At 58.8% G+C, this 26836-nt stretch carries 39 protein-coding genes; 2 read left to right on the top strand and 37 right to left on the bottom strand.

What is annotated here, in order from left to right:
- Nucleotides 1–1184: 1184 nt before the first annotated feature.
- The 7 genes from IRG63_RS13650 to IRG63_RS13620 all read right to left on the bottom strand — a co-directional run bounded on the left by IRG63_RS13650 (nt 1185) and on the right by IRG63_RS13620 (nt 5057).
- Nucleotides 1185–1448 carry a hypothetical protein gene (locus IRG63_RS13650; RefSeq protein WP_193510498.1) on the bottom strand — a complete coding sequence of 88 codons (264 nt, stop codon included), beginning with the start codon at nt 1446–1448 and terminating at the stop codon, nt 1185–1187.
- Entirely contained in the window at nt 1441–2628 is a 1188-nt protein-coding gene (locus tag IRG63_RS13645; RefSeq protein WP_193510497.1) for a hypothetical protein, read from the bottom strand. The genes IRG63_RS13650 and IRG63_RS13645 overlap by 8 nt, the downstream gene beginning before the upstream one ends.
- Nucleotides 2629–2717: 89 nt before the next feature.
- Nucleotides 2718–3059: a hypothetical protein gene (locus IRG63_RS13640; RefSeq protein ID WP_193510496.1), complete on the bottom strand. Its 342-nt coding sequence runs from the start codon at nt 3057–3059 to the stop codon at nt 2718–2720.
- A gap of 59 nt (nt 3060–3118) precedes the next feature.
- Complete coding sequence (locus tag IRG63_RS13635) at nt 3119–3379, bottom strand: hypothetical protein (protein WP_193510495.1); 261 nt, start codon at nt 3377–3379, stop codon at nt 3119–3121.
- Nucleotides 3380–3396: 17 nt separating this feature from the next.
- Nucleotides 3397–3645, bottom strand: a complete 249-nt coding sequence (locus IRG63_RS13630; protein WP_193510494.1) for a hypothetical protein — start codon at nt 3643–3645, stop codon at nt 3397–3399.
- A gap of 36 nt (nt 3646–3681) precedes the next feature.
- Entirely contained in the window at nt 3682–4470 is a 789-nt protein-coding gene (locus tag IRG63_RS13625; protein WP_193510493.1) for a M23 family metallopeptidase, read from the bottom strand.
- The gene (locus tag IRG63_RS13620; protein ID WP_193510492.1) at nt 4470–5057 is read right to left on the bottom strand and encodes a hypothetical protein; all 588 of its coding nucleotides are present in this window, start codon (nt 5055–5057) and stop codon (nt 4470–4472) included. The genes IRG63_RS13625 and IRG63_RS13620 overlap by 1 nt, the downstream gene beginning before the upstream one ends.
- A 224-nt stretch (nt 5058–5281) precedes the next feature.
- Here IRG63_RS13620 and IRG63_RS13615 point away from each other — a divergent pair, with 224 nt between their 5' ends.
- Nucleotides 5282–5698, top strand: coding sequence for a hypothetical protein (locus tag IRG63_RS13615; RefSeq protein ID WP_193510491.1), 417 nt, complete (start codon nt 5282–5284; stop codon nt 5696–5698).
- On the opposite strand, the gene IRG63_RS13610 is transcribed toward IRG63_RS13615, so the two are convergent.
- The 4 genes from IRG63_RS13610 to IRG63_RS13595 are packed head-to-tail and all read right to left on the bottom strand — an operon-like array spanning nt 5695 to nt 10728.
- On the bottom strand, nt 5695–6582 hold the full coding sequence (locus IRG63_RS13610) for a hypothetical protein (RefSeq protein ID WP_193510490.1): 888 nt from the start codon (nt 6580–6582) through the stop codon (nt 5695–5697). The two genes, IRG63_RS13615 and IRG63_RS13610, sit on opposite strands and share 4 nt — an antisense overlap.
- Complete coding sequence (locus tag IRG63_RS13605) at nt 6579–7682, bottom strand: hypothetical protein (protein ID WP_193510489.1); 1104 nt, start codon at nt 7680–7682, stop codon at nt 6579–6581. Before IRG63_RS13605 ends, IRG63_RS13610 begins: the two co-directional genes overlap by 4 nt.
- An 11-nt stretch (nt 7683–7693) precedes the next feature.
- The gene (locus IRG63_RS13600; protein ID WP_193510488.1) at nt 7694–8512 is read right to left on the bottom strand and encodes a hypothetical protein; all 819 of its coding nucleotides are present in this window, start codon (nt 8510–8512) and stop codon (nt 7694–7696) included.
- Nucleotides 8512–10728, bottom strand: a complete 2217-nt coding sequence (locus tag IRG63_RS13595) for a tape measure protein (RefSeq protein WP_193510486.1) — start codon at nt 10726–10728, stop codon at nt 8512–8514. The genes IRG63_RS13600 and IRG63_RS13595 overlap by 1 nt, the downstream gene beginning before the upstream one ends.
- Before the next feature lie 226 nt (nt 10729–10954).
- On the opposite strand from IRG63_RS13595, the gene IRG63_RS13590 reads away from it, so the two are divergent.
- Entirely contained in the window at nt 10955–11311 is a 357-nt protein-coding gene (locus IRG63_RS13590) for a hypothetical protein (protein WP_193510485.1), read from the top strand.
- On the opposite strand, the gene IRG63_RS14150 is transcribed toward IRG63_RS13590, so the two are convergent.
- The 26 genes from IRG63_RS14150 to IRG63_RS13460 all read right to left on the bottom strand — a co-directional run bounded on the left by IRG63_RS14150 (nt 11308) and on the right by IRG63_RS13460 (nt 26679).
- Entirely contained in the window at nt 11308–11553 is a 246-nt protein-coding gene (locus IRG63_RS14150; protein ID WP_193510500.1) for a DUF5361 domain-containing protein, read from the bottom strand. The genes IRG63_RS13590 and IRG63_RS14150 overlap by 4 nt on opposite strands.
- A 110-nt stretch (nt 11554–11663) precedes the next feature.
- Nucleotides 11664–11960 carry a hypothetical protein gene (locus IRG63_RS13580; protein WP_193510483.1) on the bottom strand — a complete coding sequence of 99 codons (297 nt, stop codon included), beginning with the start codon at nt 11958–11960 and terminating at the stop codon, nt 11664–11666.
- 107 nt (nt 11961–12067) lie between these two features.
- Nucleotides 12068–12646: a hypothetical protein gene (locus tag IRG63_RS13575; protein WP_193510482.1), complete on the bottom strand. Its 579-nt coding sequence runs from the start codon at nt 12644–12646 to the stop codon at nt 12068–12070.
- A 49-nt stretch (nt 12647–12695) separates the two neighbouring features.
- Nucleotides 12696–13106 carry a hypothetical protein gene (locus IRG63_RS13570; RefSeq protein WP_193510481.1) on the bottom strand — a complete coding sequence of 137 codons (411 nt, stop codon included), beginning with the start codon at nt 13104–13106 and terminating at the stop codon, nt 12696–12698.
- Nucleotides 13103–13348 (bottom strand): hypothetical protein, encoded by a 246-nt coding sequence (locus IRG63_RS13565; RefSeq protein WP_193510480.1) that lies wholly within the window; start codon nt 13346–13348, stop codon nt 13103–13105. The genes IRG63_RS13570 and IRG63_RS13565 overlap by 4 nt, the downstream gene beginning before the upstream one ends.
- Nucleotides 13348–13662 carry a hypothetical protein gene (locus IRG63_RS13560; RefSeq protein ID WP_193510479.1) on the bottom strand — a complete coding sequence of 105 codons (315 nt, stop codon included), beginning with the start codon at nt 13660–13662 and terminating at the stop codon, nt 13348–13350. Before IRG63_RS13560 ends, IRG63_RS13565 begins: the two co-directional genes overlap by 1 nt.
- A 20-nt stretch (nt 13663–13682) precedes the next feature.
- Nucleotides 13683–14108: a Gp19/Gp15/Gp42 family protein gene (locus IRG63_RS13555; protein WP_193510478.1), complete on the bottom strand. Its 426-nt coding sequence runs from the start codon at nt 14106–14108 to the stop codon at nt 13683–13685.
- A gap of 62 nt (nt 14109–14170) precedes the next feature.
- Nucleotides 14171–14332, bottom strand: a complete 162-nt coding sequence (locus IRG63_RS13550; RefSeq protein ID WP_193510477.1) for a hypothetical protein — start codon at nt 14330–14332, stop codon at nt 14171–14173.
- On the bottom strand, nt 14325–15278 hold the full coding sequence (locus tag IRG63_RS13545) for a major capsid protein (protein ID WP_193510476.1): 954 nt from the start codon (nt 15276–15278) through the stop codon (nt 14325–14327). Before IRG63_RS13545 ends, IRG63_RS13550 begins: the two co-directional genes overlap by 8 nt.
- Nucleotides 15278–15817, bottom strand: a complete 540-nt coding sequence (locus tag IRG63_RS13540; protein WP_193510475.1) for a hypothetical protein — start codon at nt 15815–15817, stop codon at nt 15278–15280. Before IRG63_RS13540 ends, IRG63_RS13545 begins: the two co-directional genes overlap by 1 nt.
- Nucleotides 15818–15913: 96 nt before the next feature.
- A complete protein-coding gene (locus IRG63_RS13535; protein ID WP_193510474.1) occupies nt 15914–16657 on the bottom strand; it encodes a hypothetical protein in 744 nt (247 codons plus the stop codon).
- Between the two features lie 2 nt (nt 16658–16659).
- Entirely contained in the window at nt 16660–18258 is a 1599-nt protein-coding gene (locus tag IRG63_RS13530) for a phage portal protein (protein WP_193510473.1), read from the bottom strand.
- Nucleotides 18255–19829, bottom strand: a complete 1575-nt coding sequence (locus IRG63_RS13525; protein ID WP_193510472.1) for a terminase — start codon at nt 19827–19829, stop codon at nt 18255–18257. Before IRG63_RS13525 ends, IRG63_RS13530 begins: the two co-directional genes overlap by 4 nt.
- Complete coding sequence (locus IRG63_RS13520; RefSeq protein WP_193510471.1) at nt 19786–20085, bottom strand: hypothetical protein; 300 nt, start codon at nt 20083–20085, stop codon at nt 19786–19788. The genes IRG63_RS13525 and IRG63_RS13520 overlap by 44 nt, the downstream gene beginning before the upstream one ends.
- Nucleotides 20086–20833: 748 nt before the next feature.
- The gene (locus tag IRG63_RS13515; RefSeq protein WP_193510470.1) at nt 20834–21001 is read right to left on the bottom strand and encodes a hypothetical protein; all 168 of its coding nucleotides are present in this window, start codon (nt 20999–21001) and stop codon (nt 20834–20836) included.
- 188 nt (nt 21002–21189) lie between these two features.
- The gene (locus IRG63_RS13510) at nt 21190–21459 is read right to left on the bottom strand and encodes a hypothetical protein (RefSeq protein WP_193510469.1); all 270 of its coding nucleotides are present in this window, start codon (nt 21457–21459) and stop codon (nt 21190–21192) included.
- Nucleotides 21443–21634, bottom strand: a complete 192-nt coding sequence (locus IRG63_RS13505; protein WP_193510468.1) for a hypothetical protein — start codon at nt 21632–21634, stop codon at nt 21443–21445. Before IRG63_RS13505 ends, IRG63_RS13510 begins: the two co-directional genes overlap by 17 nt.
- Before the next feature lie 87 nt (nt 21635–21721).
- The gene (locus tag IRG63_RS13500; protein WP_193510467.1) at nt 21722–21925 is read right to left on the bottom strand and encodes a hypothetical protein; all 204 of its coding nucleotides are present in this window, start codon (nt 21923–21925) and stop codon (nt 21722–21724) included.
- 413 nt (nt 21926–22338) lie between these two features.
- Nucleotides 22339–22548 (bottom strand): hypothetical protein, encoded by a 210-nt coding sequence (locus IRG63_RS13495; protein ID WP_193510466.1) that lies wholly within the window; start codon nt 22546–22548, stop codon nt 22339–22341.
- Between the two features lie 130 nt (nt 22549–22678).
- Nucleotides 22679–23866, bottom strand: a complete 1188-nt coding sequence (locus tag IRG63_RS13490; RefSeq protein WP_193510465.1) for a hypothetical protein — start codon at nt 23864–23866, stop codon at nt 22679–22681.
- Nucleotides 23850–24077 (bottom strand): hypothetical protein, encoded by a 228-nt coding sequence (locus tag IRG63_RS13485; RefSeq protein WP_193510464.1) that lies wholly within the window; start codon nt 24075–24077, stop codon nt 23850–23852. Before IRG63_RS13485 ends, IRG63_RS13490 begins: the two co-directional genes overlap by 17 nt.
- A gap of 184 nt (nt 24078–24261) precedes the next feature.
- Complete coding sequence (locus tag IRG63_RS13480) at nt 24262–24402, bottom strand: hypothetical protein (RefSeq protein ID WP_193510463.1); 141 nt, start codon at nt 24400–24402, stop codon at nt 24262–24264.
- Between the two features lie 163 nt (nt 24403–24565).
- Nucleotides 24566–25210, bottom strand: coding sequence for a DNA cytosine methyltransferase (locus tag IRG63_RS13475; RefSeq protein WP_227412200.1), 645 nt, complete (start codon nt 25208–25210; stop codon nt 24566–24568).
- 10 nt (nt 25211–25220) lie between these two features.
- A complete protein-coding gene (locus IRG63_RS13470; RefSeq protein ID WP_193510461.1) occupies nt 25221–25625 on the bottom strand; it encodes a hypothetical protein in 405 nt (134 codons plus the stop codon).
- Complete coding sequence (locus IRG63_RS13465) at nt 25622–26056, bottom strand: hypothetical protein (RefSeq protein ID WP_193510460.1); 435 nt, start codon at nt 26054–26056, stop codon at nt 25622–25624. The genes IRG63_RS13470 and IRG63_RS13465 overlap by 4 nt, the downstream gene beginning before the upstream one ends.
- Before the next feature lie 11 nt (nt 26057–26067).
- Nucleotides 26068–26679 carry a hypothetical protein gene (locus tag IRG63_RS13460; RefSeq protein WP_193510459.1) on the bottom strand — a complete coding sequence of 204 codons (612 nt, stop codon included), beginning with the start codon at nt 26677–26679 and terminating at the stop codon, nt 26068–26070.
- Nucleotides 26680–26836 lie beyond the last annotated feature (157 nt).

The following is a 26836-nucleotide window of genomic DNA, read 5'->3' as shown; positions in this document are numbered from 1 at the left end:
GCTCTTGTAAAGCGAAGGTCGTCGGTTCGAATCCGACAGGGGGCTCGGGGCTACAAGCCAATGAGCATAAGGGAAGTAGCGGAACAGCAGCACAGAAAGAAACAGGCGAAAACAGGCTAGGTACACACGCAAGTACACACTATGGCGAACAAGTGCACACTAACCCCACCAACAACAAAAGGAACCCCCTGCATCCCGGTTAGGGGACACAGGGGGTTCAAGTTCTAAACAGTTACGCAGACTTGCGGCTGACGCGGTATTCAGCTCCCGCCATTCTGCACTCGACGCATCGGCAGTCGTAATGGTTGTACCGGACCACCGTTCCATGCGGCGGGGTGACGCCTCGAGCGCGGGCCGGTGTCGTTGGGATCGGCCTGCCGCGCTTCAAGGCATTGCGCTGCGCTCCCGCTAGGCGGCAGTCGGGGCACTTGCACTTGTACTTCTCCCACTCCGTGCGCGTTCCATGATTGGGAACACGCGGGGCCTTTGCCTTTGTCGGCTTAGGTTGGTGGGGCCGCTTCACATTCGGCTTGCGGGGCTTTGCCTTGTTCACAATGCGCTGGTACTCGGTGCTCCTTACGGGCAAGCCGCCGCCCTTTGACCACAGAGAATTGACCAGGGGGAATCCCTCACCCAGCAATTGCACGATGGCCGCTACCTCTAGACCCTCGCGCATATCCTTATCCGCCTCGAGCACTAGGTCGGTGACGTGTACGTTGTCGATGCCAACTTCACGCATCCACTTATACACCGGGGCATCATGGCCAGAGCGAGCGCGATAGTTGTGTTGCCACAAACGGTTCAGGGAGTTGACGCTCGTTGAACCGACGTAACGGTAGACGTGATCCCCAGCATGAAGGGCGTATACGGATGGGTTCTTATGCTTGTTCATATTGACCATGTGTGCCTCCGCGGTGAGGGAAGCACTACAGGCCATAGACTTGTAGCAGCTCCGCTCTAGCCGATATCTAGAAGTGGAGTCAGAGAGCCGCCAGCGTTTCCGCGCTAGGCGGCTCTCGTCCTTTTGAGTTGTCTTACCAGTTTACCTGAACATTTGTTCTAGGCGCTCTCTGACACGACTCGCACTGTAAAAGTTCCATTGGATCTACTGGCACATCGAAGTCGTCGGTGGGGCGGTCGTTCATTGTTCTCCGTGTCTATCTAGTGGGCGGTTTACTGAAGCATTAGGCGACCGTGTAATAGCCGCAATCAACAACCGGGATCTCAGGGTTATCTGTCACACGCGCCCACACCCTGTAATTACCGGGTTCCTGATTTTGAACCATCACACCGATGCGGTTGTCTAGCACGGTCGGCGCGTCCCACAGTTCGGGGCGTTCACCAACGGGGGTGACACAGAACTCAACATTGTCTGTCACCGGTGCACCATCGACCGTGACCGTGACAGCCAGGAACTCAACAGTCTCCCGCGGGTAGTAGTTAGTCATGGTGGCCTTCCCAACGTCTGCGTGTGAGTGTTGCCGTCATCGTGCGGGTTGATTGTGTGCCTGTCCACCGTCGCGGGTTGAGTGAACCCGTGGCGGTGATGTCGCGCATGGTGTCCAAACCATTCACGGCAATGAAACCAGGGAGCACACCGGACGCGTACGCGATCATGTGCCCGGTACTCTCGCCCGTGATGTGCAGCGGGAGAACGCCTGTCACGGTGTTGTCGGTGACGGATGCACCAGACATGCCAGCCGTGATGGGTAGCGTCCCGGTTGCTTGTGCGACCCGCGACGATACGCCGTGAAGGTCAACGGTCAGGGGCAGTAACCCGCTTGTGGTTGTGCCTGAGCTGGTGTTGCCCGTGAGCGTGAGTGTGGCTGACAGTGTGCCGGATGCGCTTGCGACCTTCACGCTCGAGGATGCCAACGCGAGAGACATTGGGAGGGTTCCAGCGGCCACAGCAACCCGCACAGCCGACCCGCTAAGGGCGGCTGTTACAGGGGTCGAACCGCTCGCACGCATCACCGATGCTGACAGACTTCCTAGCCCCGCAGACAGCGGCACAGCGCCGCCCAGAGCACGAACAGCCGATGCCGTAGACGTGGCACCTACAGTCGCCGGCAGAACACCAGTCGCCTCAGTAACCACCCCACCCGCACCAGCCAAAACCTCAACCGCAGCAACAGAAAACTTCTGCCCAGACGGAGCCGACAACCCAACCGTCTTAGAACCAGCCGTCCCAACATCCGACACAACACCCGCATAAACGGTGTACCTAGCCGCGTCACGAAAATAGGTGGACTCCACACCGGAACGCCACACACGTGACGTGCCATCAATCGCGTTCCAATCCGACGCCACAACAACAACAGCCGAATTCGCGGCACACGTCAAAGCTACAGACGGGGCACCAGAACCGTTCGCCTTACCCGACACCCCAAACCCAGCGGAACCACGGAACACCCAAACGGTGAACCCGTGGAAGCGGCCACCATCCACGGCAGCGGAAACGGTGATCGTCCCTGTTGTTGTGGCGGTGGCTTTCCACACGTACGCGGTCGAGTATTTGTTCACATCCACCGACTGCTCCAACACGAACGCGGCACCGGTCGGGGTGGCGTGGGTGAGAGCAGCATCCTCACCAAGCGCCCCAACAACGATGCGGTCACCGGTTTGCACGGCAACAGTGACCGTCTTCGGTGTGGTGGCACTGTTGTAGGGGGATGCCGTTACGGAGACGAGAGTGGGCGCGGCCATGAGGCTTGCCGTCAGCTAGCGGTGATGGGGAAGATGACGGTGAGTTTCACCTGGAACGGCTCGGTGTCCTTCTTGGGCGAAGACAACGGGTTGCCGCCAATGAAGGTCGCGCCAGCCCACACTCCGAAATGGTTGTACTCGTCGGTGGGGTGGCCGGGCAGATCGAACAGCACTTCAGTGGATGTGCCCACACCGCCTACCGCCGTGACGGTGGTAGTTTTGCGTGCGTAGGGCGCGCCCGAGGCTTCGTTGGCACCCGTGGTTCCGGGGTTGCCCTTGTGCAGGGAAAGGTGGGTGACCTTAGCCGCTTCAGTGGCGGCTATGGCCTGCACTTCGGTTGGGGTGAAAGGCATTATGACTCCTACGATTCTTCGGGTGTTTCGGGAGCCTCATCAAATGGGTGAGGTTCGTATCAGCTCGGGATATGTTCCGAGCCGGTGATAGACGGACTGCCGCCACTGATCGGGGCAGAGATAAGGCTGGTCACGTACGACGCCAGCGCACCGCCGAGGAACACGCCACCAAGGGTGGGGTAGTCGAGCAGGAACGCGTTGATGACCTCGTTACCGGAAACACCAGCAGCGATACCGCCGCCGATGGTGAGACCGACGAACTGGGCACCGGACTTAATGGCACGCTCGGTTGCGGCCTTCCAAAAAGCGAAAGTGAACAAGGGGACTCCTTTGGTTGTTACGGGAATAGAACTTTGAGTAGGAACGGGGATGCGATAGTCAGCAACCCGAACCCACCGAACGCCATCAGCACCCTTGTCTCGAGCGACCTGATGCGTTTCTCGTGATCGTTCAAACGTGAGCGGGTTTGTTCCATGTGTTCGGGAAGTTTCGCGGCAACGTCTTGCAGGATGCGTTTCATGTCTTGCACGTCGGCGTACACGTCGCGGAGGGTGACACGGATTGCGGGTTCGGTTTCGTCGGACATCGTGTGCCCCTCTCGTTCGGGTAGTAGGGGCGGGTGTTAGTTGCGGAGTCGTTCCGCGGCGTCGTCGTTCACGGCCTTAGCGATCTGAGCCGGCGTGACACTCGGCGGTGTGGCGGCAACGGCGAGGGCAACAACCTTCGCGAACTCCGCATAGTCGATGGACGGCATCCCGAAGGCGCGACGGTTCTCTTCAACTGACATGCGTTGTGCGTCCCACTCCCCCTGTGTGACGTTCACCGGGTCACCCCACAGCTTCCGCTCGCGGGTGGATTGCGGGCCGGTGATCACCTTGAACGTGAACTCACCCACGACAGCACGGCGGGTGGCATCCTGACTGGCTGGTGCGTCCTGGTTGTAGATGACTCTCATCTCGTGCTCGCTCTCTTCTTCGGGTTCAATGACGACTATCGGTGTCACACCACCACCTGCCGTGGATGTGAAGTACGGGGCAGGGTTGACACGCTTACCGCCAATCAGCAGCTCGAAGTGCAGGTGGGGTGCGTACGTGTTCGGGCCGGATGCGCCACTCCCACCGATCACACCAATTGCCTGCCCAACGGACACCTGTTGTCCCACTCGTACGTCGATGCGTGACTGGTGTGCGTACCGTGTTTCGTAACCGCCGTGGTTGATGATCGTGAGATTCCCGTAACGCGTGCCATACCCGGCACCAGGCCCAGCCCACGTCACAACACCCGTTGCGGCGGCATAAATGGACCACCCGTTGCCCCACCCAAAATCGATACCCTCATGCAAACCACCAGCACGCACACCGAACCCGCTAGTGATCTGACCGGGTGACGGGCGGCGCAGGGCAATAGCCATTACGCGACAGTCCCCGTGGCCGACCAGGAGTAGTAAAGACTCCAATCCGGGGGAAGGTTCGCACCATCCGTGCGGTGCATAAGCACCGTCAAACCGGTGGTAGAAGGGCCGAACCCCTTACCAACCAGCGGCGGTGCAACATCGATGAGACTCGCAGGGTTGAACGGTGCCACAGCACCCGAACGCCCACCGATGTAATCCACATGAATAACAGGGGTAGACGTGAACGCCACCGGGAACGTCACAGTCTTCGTCACCTGAGCCGCCGCCACAGACGCAACCCTGCCGATACCGTGCTGAGTAGTCAGTTTCGGTTGCGAGTTCGTCGTATCAAGTTGCAGATGCGACACACCGACAAGGGGACTCCACCCGTTGTTGTACACCCACAGGATGCCGGTGCCGGTGACGTAGCATCGGAGTCCGTTGCGTCGGACGGGTGCGGCGAGTGCGTTTCGTTCACTGTCGGTTGCGACGGTGACATCCCAGTGGTAGGTGTCCGCTTTGTCCGCCCAGTTCTTGAATTGTGTGGGCGGCGAAAATGAGTCCGTGCCCTGCGGGATCGGTACCCCAGATGCGGTCGTGTACATGCGTGCTCCTTACGTGGGATGCTGTGGGCGTGCCGAATCAGCCGAAAACACCAGCGCGAACGCACCGGATACCGGACGACATTTACTTGCCGTTCAAAGCCATCGCCGCGGCTGAGGGCAAGGACGTGTCAGTGCTGGTGCGCGAGGTCATGGCAGAACGGGTTGAGAAAGAAACTCAAAAGAGGGGTCTAGACAAAGGTGTATGACACCCCTAGAGTGAGCGCATGGGAAGCATCTGGCGACGAACACTCGGCATCGGCCTAGGCATCGGCCTGGGAATATCCCTCGGCGCAGGTGCGCTAACGATCGGCAATGCCGCGATGCTGGCACACGCAGGGGGCGCGTCCGCCACCATCGATGAGATCGCCGCCGAGTTCGACGTACAAATTGTGTGGACAAGCGACCTTCGGAACTGCGGTGCCGGGTGCTGGAACCCCGCAACACCCGATGTCGTATTCGTTGACCCGAATCTCAGTGAATCGGAAACGCTATACGCCGCGCTCCACGAGATCGGACACGCAGCCCACTACCGGCTCGGACTGCCCTCCAACGAGTGCGCCGCTGACCTTTTCGCACAGACAATGGGAGCTGCGGCAAGCGAAGCAAAATATTGCTCCATGCACATTCCCGAAGACAACTAGCGCCGCCAGTCAAACTGCAACGTCCCCAGCGAAGAAAGGGTGCCAGCGGGTGCGCCCGAAATCGCCAGCCCGCCCGTGCCGGAGCCGGATATGAGCCAGTTAGCCATAGAGGTAGGCAGCGATATCCACCCGCTCCCACCACGACCAACCGGCCCGTTGCTCAGTCCGGGCGCACCGCCCGGACGAGAACTGTGACCGTGCGTGTAGAAGTTCAACGTGTCGCCGCCCGCTTCGCGCGAGATGTTGATGCGAAACCCGGTGATCGTCCGCCCCTGAAGCTCACGGAATCGACTACCGCCATAGAACCACGCACCGGAAATACCCGAACCCTGTCGGACAGTAGACGTGCTGATCCACGATCCAGTGCCATTTGAGTACGTTCCCACACCGGTAACCGGATAGGTGGCTGTACCTGTGGTGATCGTTCCACCGCCACCCCCACCGCCACCGCCGCCACCTTCGGGCGGCGGAATGTACGGCACACCAGCCTTACCACCAACCCACGCCGTAGACCCATCAGCCGCCCAAAACAACGGCAACTCATCACCAGCAACCACATCAAACAGACCAGCCTTAGGCATCACCCGCGACACACCATTCACCGTGCCCGTCACCGTCGTAGAAGTAGACGACGAAACGATCACAGTCGGCTGCTTATTCGTTCCACCCAACGCCGCAATCGCCGTCATCGTTGATCCCTCAACCGACAGAAGAACAGTCTGCTCAGGAACCGGGTAACAAGAGTCAGCCGCAGGAACAGTGATTTCGAGTGTCCCCAAGTCAACCTTCACGCGCCGACCCGACACCGAAATCACACGCCCACGACGGAACGCAACAAACTCCGACCCGCGATCATGCGGCAGAAGATCCGCAAGCTCAGTCACAGAATCACCGGCAACCCGAGAGAAACCGACATCGACCCGCCCGTAAGAGGCAACCTGTAACCAACGATCATCGCGTCATCCTCCGTACGGTCAGGCAGAACAAGGCGCGGCTTGTCCCTAAGTTCGATACCCGGATGCCACAACGCCGACACTTCCTGAACAACAGCACGCGAACGAATCTCCGTCTCAAGCCTTGTCTTCGCCGCAGCATCAACCTTCGCCTGCGTATCCATCAAATCCGACGCCGCACGCAACGGACGAAAACCCAAAGGCCCACCCCAACGCGCCGGCCCATCAGACTCCGTTGCGGTCCCGATCAAATCCAGACCCGTCGCGCCGTCCTTACCAACGAACGTCACACCATTACGGATGTTCTCCGAATTCGAACGCGACTCCCAATCGGCCAGGTTGATGCGCAAACCAAAATCAGCGATCACATCACCCGACTCATCCGTGACAAGGGTGAGCTGGTTATCCGGTGTCATCACCGGCTTAGCACCCCACAAGGCGGCAATCTGTTTGATCGTCTCCAACCGGTCCCACTGGAACACCAACGACTCAGGAATAGTGCGCGCAGGCAACCCAGGATCAAGGACAGACACAACACCGGCACACAAGTCAGCGATAGTCGCCCACGCATCAGCACCAGTCGTCTGAGGCGGCGGGGTCAGGAACTGCGACCTCGCAACAACACCCATCAGGTCAAGACCCTCAAGCGTTGCCACGTCAGACGTTTTCTGCGCCTCATCAGACCAGTCGAACCACGACCACGACTCTTGGCGTACAACATCGTGAACGTCGAACCAACCCAACGAAACCGTTTCCTCGGTCCCGGCAATGTCGAACCCGGCACGCACGTTCACCTGAGTACCCAACGCATGAATCGTCTGCGACAGACGCGACCCGTCCGACTCCTCATCCACAAGTGTCAGCGACGACAAGCGCGCTTCAACGTCACGGAACATATCGAACTCGACAGTCCCACCAACCGGACGCAACCCCGACCGGATAACCTCACCATCCAACCAAACGTCACACGTCACGACAGGTGAGTTCGACCCCGCAACAGCCTCGAGGAACGCATCAGAAACATCACGCATAACGCCTCCCCCTAAACCGTTGGTGGATTACGTTGAGCATCCGTCCACGTACCCGCGCCGTAGATAGCGATGACTTCGTTCCACTCGTACTCTTCTTCGGGGGACGCCTCAGTCCAGTCATCCCACGTCACCAACGGACGGAGAATCGCCTTCGACACCGGCTGCACCTCATCAACGGTAAGCGTCCACACGATAGCGTCACCGTTGTACTGCCAATCAAGCGGGTTATGAGAAGGCTGAGCAATCGACGCCGACAACAACCGAGGCAACGTCCTAAACCTCGGCGGTGTGCGAATCAGCAACGGCGACGACTCCAACACCCGCTGCATCGCATCCGCCTGCTCACCCGTGTCCGTGAACACCGTGAACGGCAAACCCTCAATCGCACCCAAACCCCAGTGCTGCTCAAACGGGCGCGACACCCCAGCAACAAACACACGCTTCGTATTCCGTGGGCGTGTCACCGTCGAGAACGATGCCGCCTCGAGCCTCACCGGGAACGCCAACTCCGGATCAACCTGAGACTGGAACCACACCTCATCCACGTCAACCTGAATCGACGCCTGCTCACCCAGAACCGACGCACCAGCCGCATCGAACAACTCGCCCACATAAGTGACGGCCACACCAAACGGAACCTCGAAGTCGATGATGGGGAAGTCACCCGCAACAGACGCCCGCTTAGCCCCACGCACTTCCTCACGCACACCATCAGCAACACGCCACACAGTGATCGTGGCACCATCCCCATGCAGGAAGGGGAAGTAGACCTCAACACCAGGAGACGGCGACGTAACCTCGGTCAGCTCAGGCGCGGCAGGTGCATCCATCATCGACTCCCAACCGTTGAAGCGAACCCACGATTCAGTTGCCTGTTGAACACCAACTGCGCCTCCTTGCCGGCCTCCTGCCGCAACCAACCCAGCAGGGTTCCGTCCGCGTAGATCGGACGGTTCTCGGTGCGCTTCCCGCCACCAGCAAGGGACTCCATGAACTCCGGCGTCAACGGGACAACGGCTTCGTCGTAACGGCCCTCACCAATGTTCGCCAGAATCCCGCCTTGCGTCTTGCGGATAATGCCACCCTCGGCAAGCCGCGGAATCTTCGGGATGTTCAAACCCCACGTCTGACCACCCACCAGCGGCACCCAGTCGGGAATGTCCACCGAGATGGAGTTCAACCCACCGATGACACCGTTGATCAGATCAATCAACGCGTTGATCGGACCACGAACAACATTCAGCACCGACTGGAACGCATTGCCAATGAAGTCGGAGATCCCCCCGAACACATCCTCAATCGTGTTGCCAACCGTCTCGATAGCCCCACCAATGAAGTCCGCCACCGGCTTGATGATCGTGTCCCACAACCAAGTGAAAATTTCCCCAACCTTGTCCAACGCGGGCTTGATCGCGTTCGCCCACAACCAGTCGAAGATGATCCCCCACGCCTTCACCGCAAGCTCAATGTAGTTAATGATTGGCTGGATGATGGTCTCCCAAATCCAAGTGAAAATCTCACCAATCTTGTCGAACACCGGCTTCAGAATCGTGTTCCACAACCACTCGAACGCAGCGGCCCACAACCCGACGTAAAGCATGATGCTCGTAACAATCGGAAGAATGATGTTGTCCCACAACCAACCGAAGATCGCACCGATGGCGTCGAAGATTGGCTTCAGGATCGTCTCCCACAACCACGTCATCGCCGTACCGACAACCTGGGTGAACGTCTCCCAGATCGCCCTACCGGTCTCCGTCTGCGTGAAGAAATACACAAGACCCGCAACCAGCGCAGCAATCGCCATGATCACCAACATGATCGGGTTAGCGGCCATCACAAGGTTGAAAGCGAACTGAATCGCGGTCGCCGCCTTAGTGATGCCCTGCCAAATAGCAATCGCAGTCGTCCACGCCTTCATCGCGATAGCCGCACCACCGACAGCTACCGCAATGGCGATGATCCAATCCTTGTTCGCGACAACCCAACCACCGAAGTTAGACAACGCCGGCATGAGCGTCCCCGAAACAAAATCAGCCACCTTACGTGCAGCCAACCCGACACTCTCCATGAACCCAGCAAGCCCGGACGACGTAACGTCATCCCCACCATCTTGGAACGCGGCAACCATCGCCTGCACCCCACCAGAAACCTCAGACACCAAAGCGCCGATGTTGTCACGCAGATCAAAAATGAACGACACAATCGGGGTGTCTTCCTCCCACCCGAACGCATCCCGCAACCCAGCAGTGAAATCGCCCTTGACCACCAGCGCAACAATCCCACCGAATGCAGCACCAAACTTCTTCGCACCATCCTCGAGCGGCGCAAGCATGTCCTGAATCCCGCCAAGACCATCCTTCAACTGCGGGAAAATGCCACTCAACAGGTTCGCACCAACACGACCCAACGCAGCCCCGACGTTATCCATCGCACCAGAGAACGTCTCACCCGACTTGAGGGCAGCACCCCCCATGCCGGACTCCATTGCCGATTGGAAAGTGGCGAAGTCAATCTTGCCCTTCGAAGCCATCTTGGATGCTTCCTCAGCGGTAACACCCATCTGCTCCGCAAGCAACGCCAACGCCGGAACACCCGCGTCATGGAGCTGGTTGATGACATCCATCTGAACCTTGTTCGACGCGGCAACCTTGTTGAAGATCGCACCCATCGAACCCATATCAGTACCGGCAATGGTGGATGCATCAGCGACAGCCTTCAGGGTCCGCTCAAGATCCTTACCCGGCTTGATACCCGCAGCGACCGCACCAGCAGCAGACGTAGCCGCCTCACCCATCCCAAAGGCAGTGCCACGAACTGACGCGAGCGCGTTGTCCATGATCGTCTGCACCGTCTCGGCAGAGTGACCCAAACCAGTCAGCTTCGCTGTCGCCTGATCGAGCGTGTCTAGGCGGGCGAAACCCTTAACCAGAGCCGTACCCAAACCACCAACGGCGGCAGCACCAACCGCGACCGCACCAACCTTCAACGCCCTGCCGACGCCGGAGAGCAACCCGTCACCGAGTTTCCCCCCAGACTTCTCCATTGACGGTGCAAGCTGCTTGTTTGTCTCCGCAGCAAAACCACGAGTAGACGGGACCAGACTGATATACGCGGTAGCCAGTTCGACTGCGATAGGGATCGCCCCCTTAAATGAGGAAAGCCGCCCAGTGGACGGCTTTCGGCTGAACTGTTAACTTCGCTACGCGGGCGGCGGCAGGACGCCATGAACGCACTGTTTCTCCAAATGAAAAGCGAGTACACTTCGCGTCATGGAACAAACAACCATCGAGGGTTACGGGTGCGTTGTCTCATGGGACGGCAACACATTGCGCGCCAAAGGAACCAACAAGTTCACGCACCGCGCACTAATGGGCCAGAACCGCGACCTGAAAGAATCCGACATCGACGGAATGACCTCCAAAGAAGTTGTCTCCGCAGTCATGACAATCCCCGACGAACTCACCCTCACCCGAGGCCAGTTCACCGTTGAGAAGTTCCGGCTCGGCAACCCCGTCACCAACGGCAACCTCATGCTCCGCACCGACGACGGCGTGAAGTATGAGTTGCACTTCCGCCGCAAGAGCAACGCCGACTTCGAGAAGTTAGTCGGCGCGCTCCGCGGCTAAGACCAGCCCAACCAGTCCCGCATCCTGTGCAACTCGAGCGGCTTCTTACCAAACCGTTCAGGACGACGACCCGGACGCTCAATCGGCTTCGGGCGGTTACGGTTCTTCCGCCCGTCCTTCGTCTTCTGCCAAATCTGCAACCGCAACGAATCAACCGCCTCAGCAATCAAATGATTCGCCAACGTCCAACCCGAATCCTCCGGCTTGGACTCCAACTGAAGTACAGACCTGTCCGGTGGCATCCGCGTCACAATGACTTTCAGATCCCGCCACGTCAACCGCTCCGAACCCAAATCCCGCAACCGCAAACCGAGCGTGATGAGGTCGTATTCAACGGCCTCCGGAAACTCGTTTAGGAGTCGTCGGAGGCTGGCGATTCCCCCAGACTCACGCCGGCGTCCTTCTGCCACGCCTCAAGGAGTCCCTTCATGTGGGACAGCGGCAACTCACCCAACGCGGACGCCAGGTTCTCGTCGTCGCCCGCCATAGCGAGACGCATCGACTTGAGGACGTACTTCTCTTCCAACTCGGACACACTCTCAAGGAACGAGGTGGGGAGCATGTCGAACCGGGTTGTCTCGTACGTCTTACCGCCGAGCTCGAACTGAAACACGTTCTGCTTGATCGACTTCTTGTAATCAGGAATCACATAAACCATTGCGCTGACCTTTCATATTTCGCGCTGACCAACAAAAAGGGGTAGACCGGGCGTGAGGTGGCCAGCGCAGGAAAACCCCACGCCCGGAGATGAATCGACTACGCGCTGAAGATGCCGTTGTCGAGGTACTTGGTTGCCTTCACACCGTTCGCGTCCGCGAAGCACTCAACAGTGACCTCGTACGCAACAACCTCAGAATCGGAGTAAGTGACCTCACCAACCTCAGTGATCTGACCATCCGGAACACAAATGCGGATACGAGCGTCGCCGTCCTTGATCTCGAAGATGTACGCCTTGTGCGGCAGAGTGTCACCGGTGACGAGCACCTTGTGAACAGTTCCCGTCGAAACGGTCGCCGGCGTGGTGGTCACGTTCGCGTCACCGTAAATCGCCTTCAGCACGTCAGCGTTCAGCGTCTCAATGAACGAGAACGAATACGTCAGGGAGTGCTCAGTCTGGACAACCTTTACAGCGTCCCCACCCCACGCCTTAATCTTCTCGGTCGAACGCTCGCCACCCTCAGTGACACCATCCTCACCGATGTACCCAGCAGCCTTGAACGCGGCACCAGGAGCGGTAGAAACATCGGTGGGAACAGCGGTGCCAGCAGGGGCGATCAGAATCCCGCCCGTGGCGAGCGGCTTACCGGATACAACATTGGCAGCAGTATTTGCCATCATTTTGCCTTTCAGGCGGTTTGCGCTGGCCTTGAAAGGACGGTGTTACTTAGATCGCGACACCTCGAAGGTCGAGTTGCACGACGAACTGATACCGGGGTTGGTTGGTATCAGGGTCAGGGAGGAAGGCGACACCGCCACCTTCAGTTGCCCGTGTCACCTTCTTGGTGAGCCGAGCTGATGCAAGCATGAGGGCGCGGGTGATTTTCGCCCGGTCGGATGCCGCCACAGTTGACGGGCCGAAGCACTCCACCAGCAGGCGCGGCGAGTCGGTCACAAGGTCACGGGACTCTCCACCGACGCGAGAGACGCGAGTGAACAGGTCATCGGTCGTGTGATTCTTCGGCAGCTTCGTCCCCACCGCGTTAGGGGAATCCACCGAACGAGCCGTGTACTCAGCCCGCAGAAACTCTTTCGCGACTTCTTCAGCGTCCGGAAAATCGATAACCTCAACCATCATGCCCCCGCATCCAACGAACGAATAAGTGTGTTGTTACGGGCGTTGTCCTCACGCGCCGCCTGATCCTCAGTCATCACCGACACGCGCCCACGAGTGCGACCAGTGAACGGCGACGCAACATAACCAGGACCAGCAGCAGACTCGATCCGGTCGCCGCGTTTGATGAGATCTGACATGACCTCACGCGACTTCCGCAGCTCACGAAAACCCTTCATCGACCACTTGATCTTTTCGATGCCCATCAGCCGGCGACCCCCTTCAAGTTGATCGACAACCCGTTCATGGACGAGTCATACGGGTTGCGGAAATCGCGGATGTCACCCTCAACATCGAACCGCTGACCCCGCACTGTGAACCGATCATGCGGACCCACAACAGCCGAGTTGGGGACATAGATAGTGGGTAGCGAAATAACCCGGTCCTGATCCGCACCAGCAGGCTCAGCGGTCCCACCAGGATTGAACGCATAAATACCCAGCTCGACTGGCGGGTTCCACAACTCAATCTCGTTGCCGTGCCGATCCTCACCCATGCCGGCGTAAACCTCGTGCTGCACGTACTCGCTAATCTGCCGCATCACACGCTCACATAAAACGGTGAAGTCGGCGGAATCATGCCGATAGTGAACGCACCGGAATCCTTCACCCCACGCAGTTTCGCCAACTCCGTATCGGTCGCTTCAAGTTCCCCCGGCATGTTGCCGCCATACGTCTTAGACGTTGTGTACGGGCCGGTGGTGACGTTCGTTTGGCGGATGCTCTCAGGGTTCCGAAATTTACGGGTGACCATCGCCACCACAACATCCTTCGCTGTCTCCAACAGGTCGGTGGCGGGCGGGACAAGCTTGGCTTCAGCATCAATGCGCGCTTGCAGATCAGACACCCTGAACCGCAACTCACGCTCGGCCTTACCAATCCACGCCTGAATCTGCGCCTCATCGGTCGGGGCACCCTCACCAATCCACGCACCAGTCACATCAGTGGGATCAGTCCATGAAGCCATCACGCACCCCTTCCTCTAAATAGGGAACGGGGCCACACACAACGTGCGACCCCGCCCCTTACTTACTTCTCGGTAACCGACTGCTCGCCGGTATCGATGTTGCGATCCACAATCACAACGGTTCCATCCGGTCGGATCGCCTCGAACTTCTCACGACGACCCTTGACCTTCACGGCTTCGGGAGCCTCAGCAGCCCCCTCAACCTTCGGTGTGCTCTTAGGCATTCAGAACACCCGTCAGGCGGGCCGCAGCCTTGCCGCCGAACACGGCAACACCCGTGTAGAACTCGATGCGGGTACGGTACGCAGGCTTTTCCTCCAGCTCGCCCAGGTCATAAACCTGAACGCCGCCGTTGGTCAGACCAGTAACCGCCTGGTCGCCCTCGTCCTGACCGAAACGAACCGCGTAGATCGAAGACGCAAGGCTCGAGGAACCCTGAGTCTCCGACTGCGGAAGAACCGCAGTACCGGATGCCGAAGCGCCGGCGTCGAGAATCGGGATACCCTGCCACACAACCTGACGCTTACCGTTCGCGTCCTTCTCCACGAACACATCCGCAGAAATCTGACGCGCAGCAGACTTGATCTTGCCGATAATCGCAGCGTTCGCATACAGCGCACCGTTGCCACCATCAAGACCCGGAACCGCAGCAACCAGCTCATCGAGCTTGTCGAAGAACGCGTGAATCGTGGTCGCGCTCGTCAGAATCGCCGCACCGTTAGTCGCGGTCGAAATGACCTGACCACCGGTAAGACGCTTCTTCAGACCATCGAACGAGTTAGCGTCCACCGCCACATCACCGTTGAAGAAGGTGTCCTGGAACTTGTACGACGCAGCCTTGACCTTCATCGCGGTCTGAACCGCACGCTGGTCATTCACGTCACCACGAGTCTGAACGATGAACTTGTCAACGTCCGCGTCGCCACCCAGAATCGAAAGCGTCTCGGTCTTCTGGTTCACGGTGCCAGTTGACTCCGTGTAGCTACCGTTCACGGCACGGAACGCAACGCCAGGAAGGGTTGCTTCCTCGTTGTACGCGTACGCGTTGCCCTGAATGGACATGAACGGGATACGGTCAAGCACGGGGCTTGACTGCACGAACGTCTCAAGGACGCCGCGCTGAAGATAAGACTGCGAAAGCTTCGCAGCCTCGGTAAGAGTGATAGCCATCAGCTAACCCTTTCTTGAGAGTAAGCGGCACGGAGAGTCCCCATGCCGGGAGAGATGTTGTCTGCCTTACCGATTGCCGGGATGCCACCCTCGTCAGGAATGACGTAGGTTTGCTTCTCCGGCTCGGATTCGGCCTTGGGTTGTTCGCCCCTGAATTCAATGAGCGCATCCGCAGCAGCTTCGAGTTCTTCCTTCGTGCCGCCCGTAAGCAACGACGATGGGACACCCTTAGCCGCGGCAACCTCAGCGCGAAGCTTCCCGACCTTGAGTTCGGCGTTCTCACGCTCAAGCTCAGCCCGCCGCTCCGCTTCCTTTTGTGCCTCGGTCTTGTTCGCTTCCTCGATCTCAGCGAGCTTCGCGGCAGCAGCCTTCAACTCGTCGTAATCGGTCGGAAGCTTTGCGCGCTCCCGAGCAACGCGGGCCTGAATGATGCGGTCGAGTTCTTCCTGAGACGTGATCGCCTCAAACCCCTTCGCTTCTTCCTTGCCCTGCTCGTCCTTCTGTTCTCCCGCGACAGCGGTACTTGTCTGCTCCGACACGTCGGAACCCCTTTCGATCCGTTTAGGGGCCGTCGCCCATGACCCCGAAACGGTCGGGTGCCGATCCGCGAGAGAACGCGGAAACTCAAATGCCGACTAAGCGGCGATAGGTTGCAGGGAACGTTCCTCGCGCCCAGTGCGCGGGTCCGTCCAAGTGCCGATGGTGTAGAACGTGGGCTTGGCAACACACCGGCAGAAGTCGTGAAACTTCGAGTTGAGCGCTTGGTTGCCGCTTGCCTTCACACCACCGCCGATACCACCGGACAGACGCTTCCCCGCTTCATCGAAACCGGTACGGTCAGACCCGCTACCCACAACAAGGCCAGCGGCTTCCTTCGACCGGTACACCGCACCACGCCCGGCAAGCATCGTGCAGAACTTGCACGCACCCGGACGCGCCACACGCGCCCACGACGTTGACGCCACATCCTTCCGGGCGTTCGCATCAATCGTGTGCCTACCAGCGCCGGCAACCATCTTCTGAATGCCACCACCGATGAGAGACAACGCCGTTGAATCCGACTGCCCAAACAGCGGACGCACCCCCCACCGCACCAACGCATTCACCTGCGCCGCATTCACCTCACCGGAGGCTGTCGCATAGAACGTCCCACCCAACGCGGCCCGCCGCAGATCCTCATACCAAACCGCAGTCAACTCACCAGCAGTCGTAATGTACGGGCCGATCAATTCCGGGAACGCAGCAATGAGAGTGTTCCGAACCTTGCGCGGATCAACCCCATCCAACGCCAGCAAAGCGTTATTCAACTCATTGATAGCCAGAACAGACAAGTCATCAACGGCAGTCCGATACGCCGCAACCTGCGACGCCGTAGCCACGACTACTTATCCTCGAGCTTCGCCGCCTGCATCTCAGGCAACCGCAGAGCAACCGGCGTCGCACCAGTGAACTTCAGCCCCTTCAGGCCGAGCATCTCCGCAGCCGAGTCGGGGTCAGCGCCAGCACGAATCGCCACACCAAGCGCATCAAACTTCGCCTTCAACTCACTAGCTTCCTCAACAGGTGACAACACACCCTCACCGCGGGAACTAGCAGCAACAGCCACTTCCTCAGACACCTCACCAGCAGCACCACGCAGAGCATCCACCAGAGACCCGACACCAGCCCGACGCTTCTCCGCACCAAGCCGAGTGATCTGCTCACGAGTCAGACCGGCATACTCCATACCAACCTCAGACTCACCAAAGCCCACAATGTTCGTCGCCAGCTTCGAGAACGCATCCGCACGAGCAGACGGAGACACAATCGCCGGATCAGTATGTGACGCCGACAGCCCACGCATCTCATCCGGGGCGGACTCCAACCCATCACGCAACATGACGGCGAACTCCATCGCCCGCTCAGCACCCTGCTCCCACGCCGCGTTCGCGTCGCGCGTTGTCGTAATCAGCGTTTCCTTGGCCGCGAAGATTGCATCCGCTGAAGACGGGTTCGACGCGTCCGCAAACTTGACCTCGAGATCCTGGTCATCCGCAAACAGGTTCGCCCACATCCGCAACTGATCAGTGTGCGGTTGCGGCGACGCACCAGCAAACCGATGAAGCTTCGGCTCAGGATCGCCAGCCTCGTACTCGAGCGCCTTAATCCGGCCCATCACGGCAGACCACTTCTCGGCACCCTGGAACTGCGCCACGTCCGCACCGAACAGCCAATACTCGGGAGCCGAATAGAACTCCGCAGAAACCTCAGCACGAACAATCGTCCGCAACGCAGAATCGACATACCCCATCGACGCCTGAGTGATCCGCGAATGCCCCAACGGACGGTTCAACTCACGCCCATAAACCAGCGGTGCAACACTCACCCGACCCAACGGGTTACGAATAACATCAACAGCCCACGACGCACCCCACACCCGGTCACGACGCGTCAACGTCATAACCTTCTCCGGCGTGTACATCACAAGACGAGTCGGCTGACCGAGGCCGTTCTTCTCCACTATGGAAAGAAACCCAGCCAACGTCCGTTTACGCGTGTCCCAAATGGCCGCAGACGAATCCGCCGACCGCGCAATAACCAACTCAGCCGGCTCACCCGACAGAACATCACCACGCGAAACCGTCAGAAACGAACACCCATGAACCGCAGACGACACCTTCGCACCAGGGAACTCCGCAGCAAAATCATTCGCCGCCGCGATCTCATCCACACCCAACAGATCACCCGAAGACGACACAAAGCCACCGAACTTCGACCGATCAGTGACCGCACGAACACCCTTAGCGTTCCACCCCAAAGCGGCACTAATCGACCGCATCTGGGGCGGCAGCGAGATACCAAAATCCTTCAACGCCGCTTCACCATCGAAGTACGTCGAACGAGTCAGGTTCCGCGGTCGCCGCTCACTCCACACCCGATAAAGGGAATCAAAAAGGTTAGCGTCCGAATGGTCCAACGCGAGACTAATTCCGCCGATCACAGAATCACCGCCTTCCGCTCTTGATCGCCTCGCGGCTTTCGTCTAGTTGTCTTCGCGGCCCAATACGCCAAACTCATCGACTCAACAGGAGTCTCATCACCCTCAGGCGTAGTCGCATACCACGCCCACGCACCAGCCGTCCCGCGCTGTTTCTTGTCACACACACCTACCGATGCATCCAACTGCGCTTGCCCCTCAGCCGTGAGGTGAGTGAACGCCAACGGCTCGAGCGCATCCGTGCGATCAAGATCCGCATTACGCTTCGCCGCCGAAGCCGAATCACGCACCGCATCCAACGTCATCGAACACGACTGCATGTACTCCGTCGTCGTCGCAACCTTCACAACAACATCCGGCACACGCCGGTCCTTCAACAGTTGCGCCAACACCGGAGCACCAGCAGCACCCGACAACACAATCACCGCAACATGCCGCCACCGCTCAGCCAACCAATCAGCCAACGCAGACAACCCCGAAGCGATATCACCCTCAGCCGCATCAATCAGCTCCACATGAATACCGTCGTCATGCTTCAGACCACCCGACAACGCCAACCGAGAACCATCAAACGAAAACGCCACCGAGAACGAACGAACACCCTCAGCAGGCGCAACATCAACACCAGTCGCCAACCACTCGTGCTCAGCAATGGCACGCGAACCCTCCTGGTCCGAATCCCAAATACCAAGAGCCTCACGCTTCCAAGAAGCATCACCCGGCAAGTTCTTACGCAACCTAAGCATCGACCGCAAAGGCGTCCGGTGAGGGTACGACGGATTCGCTATGGCCCACTGTTCACGGTCATCCGGGTCAGCATCAGGATCAGCCGAACACTCGATATACACCGCATCCGACTCAACAACCTCACCACGCCGAACCGCAGCCTCAGTCTCCAACGCCTCACGCCGGCGAGCCTTGAACGCCTCAGACGGATCAACAGGCCGCGGCGGGGTACCCATGAAAAACAGAAGCGCACCAGCCGGAAAACGTGACTGGTTCGTGGCCGCCACCATATCCTCAAGCGCCTTCTCCGTCAGGATTTGAGCCTCATCGAAAACTTCAATATCGACCTCATCGAAGCCACGACCAAAACCCTGCTCACGAGCACCGAACATGATCACCGACCCGTTCGTGAAGTGAACCTCCTGCTCACCATTCACCGAACGAACCGACTTCACATACGGAGCAACAGCCTTACGACCAACCATTCCCCGCAGAGTGCCGAACGTCTTAGACGCCGTACGAGTCCGATGCGCAGACCACAACACCGTCATGTTCGGGAACAACGTGCACAGAGCAACAATGATCCGCAACACCAGGAACGTCTTAGCCACCTGACGCGGAATGCTCAGAGTGATACCGCCCACGGTCGCGGCGTACTCACCGTTCTCACGCTTGCCCAACATGACCTTGCCGGCACCGCGCTGCCACTCATCAAACTCATCACCGAACTCGCGGCAACGCTCCTCAACCGGTGCCCAACCAGAAGTCACAATCCCCGAAGGGATCACAACATGCCGGGCAACCTCAGATAGCTTCCGCGTCGAACGTTTCGTCTGCGACAGTGGCACGCTCAGATTCCTCCTTGGCACGAGCCTCGAGCGCGTCGATCTCTTTACCCAACTCGAGCTGGCGACGCGACAAAGCAGCCAAATCACGGGCAGGCGTATTCGCGTTATCCAACGCCACAGCAATACGCCGACGCATCGACCGCAACTCTTCCAACGTGTCCCCAGCCTCAGCCGCCTCAAGGATCGTCAGCTTCGCCTTACGAGGCGCAGTCTCTCCCGGCTTCACAGCACGCAGCGGACTTGGCTTCGATGCCATGATCGCCTCCTTGGAAAAAATCGGCGGGGGGAAATTGGACCTATGCCGAGGGTGGGCCGCGGTGGTGGGGGGGAGGGGTGGGTGCCCCTGTCCCCTGTTCGGGGTTGGTGGGGTGCAGAAATGGGGTACAGACCCCAAAATTCGTGCTTTTCGGTGTTTCTGCGCCGGTTCTGGGGGCTTTTTCACCAGATCGGTGATGCTGCGACTGGCGGTTTCTCTGTCAACGGCTGTGTGTTCAGTCCCAGACGCTTTGCGCGTGCTTCCGCGAGGGTCATGGCACCCTTCCACTGGTTACACCCCCGGTGCATTAGGTGGGTGTTGGCCCTCTCGTATGGTGACCCGCCTCTCGAGCGTGGTATGTCTTCATCGACCTCGCCGCGCATCGGGTGGGGTTGGCATCCGGGGCATGGGGGTCCGGGGCATTTCTTCCCGTGCCCCCCTAGGGTCATCCCCAGGGTCTTGTCCACGGGGGTGTCGCACAGGGCGCAGGTGGACTCTTCTGCCTTCACGCGCTTGACTAGCTCGCGTCGCCTGTGTCCGTTGCCATTGTGGGGGATCGTGGCCATTGGGACCCCCTCTGGGGCTTAGTTCTGGTCGCCGGCCTTCTGCGCCTCGAGCCATGCGTAGTACTGTGCCCGTTGCTCGTCTGGTAGTCGGTCGATGATTGCGACCCCGGCTCGTTCGGCTTCTGATAGCCGGTATGTTTCGGTGTATTCGGCTACCTCGTCGGGTGAACGATGGATGGTTGTCACTGTTCCTCCGGGTTGCCGAGTCCGTAGTTCATTAGTTCTTTGAATTGTGCGGTTGTTGTGCGCTCGAGTTTGTCGAGGATGCTGAGGAATGCGATGGGTTCGTGCCAGCGGACGGGTTGTGTGTTCATGGTGTCCACGTCGTTGGGGTCGTAAGCGTCAGACATCAGCGGCGTTCATTTCGAGGATGCGCTGTCAGTCCACTGATATCGACACGGGACCGTCAAGGGGTTTTCCGCAGTCAAGACAGACGTTGCGGAACCATCCGGAGTGAATGATCGCGTCACCGTAGATGCCGCGCACGTTGACGTGTGGGCATCGGGATCGCTTGCGGAACTGCCACCAGGAAATCCGCTTAGTCGTCGTCATCGTCTTCTTCCGTTTCGACGTAGGTGAATGCGCCTGTGATGTCTGCGGTGAGTTCGTCGCGTGCTTGTTCGAGTAGTCCGCGTGTGACGTAGGTTCGTTGGCCTTCTGGTGTGATCCAGTGGGGTTCTTCGAGGGTCATTGTTTCGGGGTCTGTGGTCATGGCGTAGATGAGGTAGCCGGTTGTCATCCATCGTTCGCCTGTGTGTTCGGCTATGAGTGCGGTTAGGGCGTTCTCAAGATCAGTCAGCGCGCTCATGGTCAGCCTCGAATAGAAGCTCGTAGCCGGGTGGGAGTGCGACTGGGATCTCTGACCCTGCCTGCCACCACACGCGGTCATCCCATCCGCTGAAACCGTCTCGGACATACACGTTGTGCGGTGACGGTTCGTTGGGAACACGCGCCACGGTGCCGTCTGCGAAGTGATCGCTCATGGCCTTCTTTCTTGTTTCCGTGCTCGCCGTCCGATGTATCGCAGCACTAGGCGTGTGGTGAGGGACAGACACAGGGAGTTGATACGGTCACGCATCGGAACCCCTGAGGTGGAGTTCGATGTATCCCATGACTTCACCCCAGGACGGGTTTGCTTCTGCGAACGCGTCGAGTAACGCCAACGTGGTGTCGCGGCGTTGTGTGAGCTCGTGGATGTGCTCTAACAGCGCGTCGCTGGTTTTCACCGGCACGCTCACACCCGCAGCATCCTTGACGTGTACCCATTCGCCCATGACGTGCCTCGTTTCGGCGGGTTAAACACAAAAAGCCCCACTATGGGGGCTGAAGAGAATGTGTGTCGGCCACGGCATCACCCGGCTCCGGCGTATCAAGTTATGGTGGACTGCCCGAGTCTCGAACTCGGATAACGCCCGGATTCCGCTGTCGCCGGAACGACAGCGAAACCCGAACGGCTCGACCAAATCGCAGCCCGGTACTGCAAACCCTTTGTAGGGTGGAAGATCCTGCGACGACTCGCCGCCCAAAAGTGCGGTGACGTGTGGCGCGGTGTCGCAGGAAAAATTGCCTAGGCGCGGCTTAGCTCCGCTTTACTCCAACGGCGTGAACGTTGGTTCCTAGGACTTCTGCGAGGGTTGCAACTTCCCCGTCAGGCATTCCCAACAGGCCTCGCATGCTTACAAACTCGTTACAGCAGGATTCCCTCACCGACCACAGCACCCGAAGCAGCACGCTTCGGATAGTAGACGGCAGGCTTACCTTGTGCGTCGGTGTAGATGATCCACGAACGATCAGCAGGCTCAATCCAACCTGCGTAATCCTTCGTGACCGACTCGTGGTCATAACGACCGATAGTGATACTGGACATGGTTTCTCCTTGATAATCGGAAAGCCCCATCCAGGCTTGTTACTGCAACCCCATGCGGGGAAGTGTGTCTGCCCTAACTGCTTCAACCACCCTCGGAAGGGCTGTGGGTCTTTCAGGCTCACAGGTTTGACAGACGGCTACTACAGAGCCTTATTCACCACTAGATGATGCTGAGGTCCGCGAATTCGCCCCCGGATGTTGTCATCACGAACGCGCCACGCTTCCCAACATCACCCGTCTTGTGTCTCCACCAAGTGGATTCACTCTCGAACGTAGGCACGCACAACGCAACACGGTCACGCTGCGTCACCAAACCCGCCGTGTGCTCATGCCCATGCAGCAGGAAGTGTGACGCACCAGGAGCCTGCCAGTTGAACGACTGACCCGCCCACCACGACATTGATTTGCCGCGTGACCATTGGTGTCCGTGAGCCATCGTGAACACTGACGACCCAATCTCGCGGGTGATGTACGACTCGTCCTTGTTGGGGACGAACATGCTGACGTGCCCGTACGCGGCAGGGTTCAACTCGAGCGCATCCGACAAAGCGATTGCTGATTCGGTTGCGTGCCCATCATCAGCACGCGTTGTCACCTGCCGTTGCACATCATCATGGTTGCCGTTCACAACATCCACTTCGACACGTTCAACGAGCGGCGCGTACGCATCAATGGCGTACAGCATGAGGCGTCTGAACACCCGGTACTGTTCGGTGACTGTCAGTTCGGTGCGCCACATGTTGCGGCCACCTTGTGACTGGTTACCTTCACCGCAGTCACCCAACCATGCAAGGTGTGCGACTCCGAGGGAGCGCACTTTGCGTAGCCGTTTGAATTCGGTGACACCTGCATCGATGGATTGCACTACCCGGTCTACGATGCCGTCTGTGCCGTCACCGTCGATCTTGCCGAGTTGCAGGTCACCGGCTAGCAGGTGAAAGACACCCGCCCCAGTGGACTGGGTTGCGGGTGCTTTGCGCCGGCCAATGTGTTTGATCAGTTCGTCAACGGATGTGTTGAGTCGGACGGGTTCAACGGCGAACCGGTAGAACCATGTCTTCGTTGTTGTTGCGTCGTCACCAGCAGCGGCGCGTGACCATCCGTGGGAATTGTGCCGCATCTCCACCAGGCGGACACGGTAGCCGGGTGCAACCTGACCGCCGTTGTCGATGACGAACTGTGTCCAGTCATCTTCGGTAGTCAGGGATTCGCCGGTTACTGCGGTGATGCTTCGTGTGTTGTGGTCGTTGGGTGCGTGTTCCTGGGTGAATCCCCAGTCGCGGTTGCGGGACGGTTTCGGTTCAACCGTGACCGCCGCCGCTGTCAACTGCTCAGCTAATGTACCCATGCGACTTCCGCCATGCGGTGACCTTTTCCCGGCCCACCTTTGCCCCTTCGGACTTCACGATTTCCACGAATGCGCGGTGTGTGATGCCGGGGTGTGAGGCGAATTTGATTAGGGCTTCACGTTCCGCAGTTGGGAGCGTGTCTAACCAGATCTCGAAGCTGTCGCGTTGTGTTGTTTGTGATGCTTCGGCAAGTTTTTCTTTCAAGGACACGATGTTCCTCCTGCAATCGCGCATAAGAAAAGTCCGACCCCACATGTTGGGTGTCGGACTGGTTGGGCGCAAGTTGCCTTGAAGCAAAGCTTACAGCATCTTGCGGGTAGATTGTCAAGCCTATTTTGGTGTGTCGCGGGTGGACATGTTGCCCACCCGCGAATACACCATCGCGGTCATTTAGCTATTTCGTCTTCAGTGCGTTCAGCACCGCATCGATGCCAGCTTCCACCCTGCTTCCCTCGCGCCCCTCAGAGTCGGCCTGATGCCAAGCCTGTTTGAAGATGGCTACCAGTTCGTCGCGGTTGATCATTGACTCAGTCATTTCCTTGCTCCCTTTTTGTTGTACCCCGTCTGGTTGTTCGGGCGGCATTCGTCGCAACGGAACATCCACAGTGCCCACCATGGGATTCGCGTGCCGTCGAACCTGTTGCACTGCGGGTCAATGTGACTGTGAACCGTCACGGAGTAACTGGTGATGGTGCCGGTCATGATGCCTTCGCCAATCTGGCGTCGGCAAGGTGCTCCATGAGGTACCGCCCCACAAATTCGGTGTACACGGGTGGGATCGCTAACCCCAACTCGTGTCCCTTCATCCAGTCGATACCCATAGCCCGGTTCCGCTCCTCCCGAGTCGCGTTGCGACCAAGCTTCGCCCGCTCAGCACTAGTGGACGTGTCGCCCGTGACCGAGAACGCAAACCCCGTGTGATCATGAGTCGGGAGCATTGCGAAGCCCTCCCAACTCGTCTCGAACAGACGCACACGCCGCAGCTCCAACCCGAAGAAACAACCACACAGCCGATAGTCGGCCCGCATTGGTGTGCCGGGGACGTTCTCAATCACCCACGGCTTACCCGATGCAATCAACGCTTCACGGGTTGGTTCCAGCAGGTCGGGGTACTCGTGTCCCGCGTTGCGGTGAAACTTCGTTGAGTGCGAGTACGCCTGGCACGGGGGTGACGCGTGAATGGCGTCGAACTCGTGGCCATGCTCGGCAAGGAACTCCAACGCATCCGCCACATGGAACTCGAACGGGTAGCGCTTGTAGTTCTTGATATCCACCCCAACAACGTCGAAGCCGGCGCGGTGATATCCCACGCCGGCTCCGCCCGCTCCTGAGAACAGGTCCAAGAGTCTCGGCCTACTCACGCGAACCCGCCGCCCGCTCTCTCAGCGCGCGGGCTAGAGCCTCCGCGAAGTCGCCGCCATGCGCAAGGATTTCTTGCTGTGCGTGCTGGTCGAGACCAAGCGCAATCTGGATGAGGTCAGCGTCAACAAACCCAACGGAGAACAGGTCTTCGGTCTTGAGCCGCACAGCGTACCGCTCGACCCGATACCGGTCGGTTTCATGCCGACGATTCATTATTTGCGACACGTCGTTACACCACTTGTGCGAGCCGTAGTTGGATACGACTTCCCCCGTTTCGGTGTTCCGCACATTGAACACGAATGCGGGCGCGGGGTTGCGCTCGAGCCATGCGGCGATCTCGGCTTGATAGTCGGGGCCATCATACGGTTGCGGTTCGCGGTCGTATACGTCTGTCATTTCCTCGTTCCCTTCTCTGCCTCGATAGCGGATGCAGCTTTTGCGAGCGCGGCGTTCACGATGATGTCATGTTCCTGAATACTCATCTTCGGCTCACGGCCCTTGCGCGGCGCACGAGCCTCAGCCCGCACAATCTCTGCCGCCCTCGACAAGCCGGAGACGTAGCCATCTAGACTCCCGTTCTCATCTAGAGCACCGAACTCCCATGCAACACCGTGGATCTGGCCGACGAACAAATCCGGCTCGGGATGATTCTTGATAGAAGCGATTTGCAGAACGCGCCTAAGAACCATGCGAGCTATAGCGACTTCCGTCCCCGTCTCAGCCTTCGCCGCATCCCAACCCGCATCAAACGACGACCTGCGAGCCTGACGGTGATTGCGCTTTGTGCGCAGATGCGCTCCCCACGCCTTCTCTCGTGCGTCACTCATTGTGCTGCCTTTCATCCTGCATATTTTCTGGTGAGGTGCCCACTGACACGCAACCCCGCAACCCGCTCATCCCGCGTCTGCCTAAACACACGCGCGAAGAACTCATGCTGTGTCTCCGAGAACACACGCCCGCATGTCTCGCAGATGATGTCTTGGTGATCCCCGAAGAATCGCGGGGGGTACATCACCAGTCGGCCACCGTCATCAGGGCATGGTGCTTTGTCCGAGAATGTGGGTTTGTCTTCGGTGGGGAACTTCGCGGACACCGTTTCCACATCGCCGGCCAGCTCGTCAATGAAGAACTCGATGTCGTCAAACCACCACAACCCGAGAACATCATCCAGATTCACCAGCAACCACTTCGACATGACACCCACCGCATAACGCGCATCCTCCGGCGACACATCAGCAGGCAAACCAACAACACGCCCACCCGCCAACCACGCACGCCTAGCCGGACCAGGAGCCTGACGAGACAACTTCCCCGCCCACACCCCACACCAATACACCAAACGCGAATACAACTCGTTCGCATCATTGAACGCCGCAGCATTCAACGGCATCGGTGGTACAGACTTCACACGTTGAGAACCATCCTCAACCCGCGACTTCACGCTCAGCATCGAAACAATGTGTTCCGTGAGTGGCGCAACCTTCCGTAGTGCACGGTAGATCCTGCCGTGACAACGCGCACAATAATTCCCGTGCGTGGCAGTGCGCGGTTTCGGTTGTTCACCATCCACACCAGACCACACACAACCACGACGACACGGGTTTTCA

It is taken from the genome of Cryobacterium sp. BB736 (assembly GCF_014980265.1).
Lineage (GTDB): Bacteria > Actinomycetota > Actinomycetes > Actinomycetales > Microbacteriaceae > Terrimesophilobacter.
Note: the sequence above shows the minus strand (reverse complement) of the source record. Positions and strands in the feature narration are given on the sequence as shown.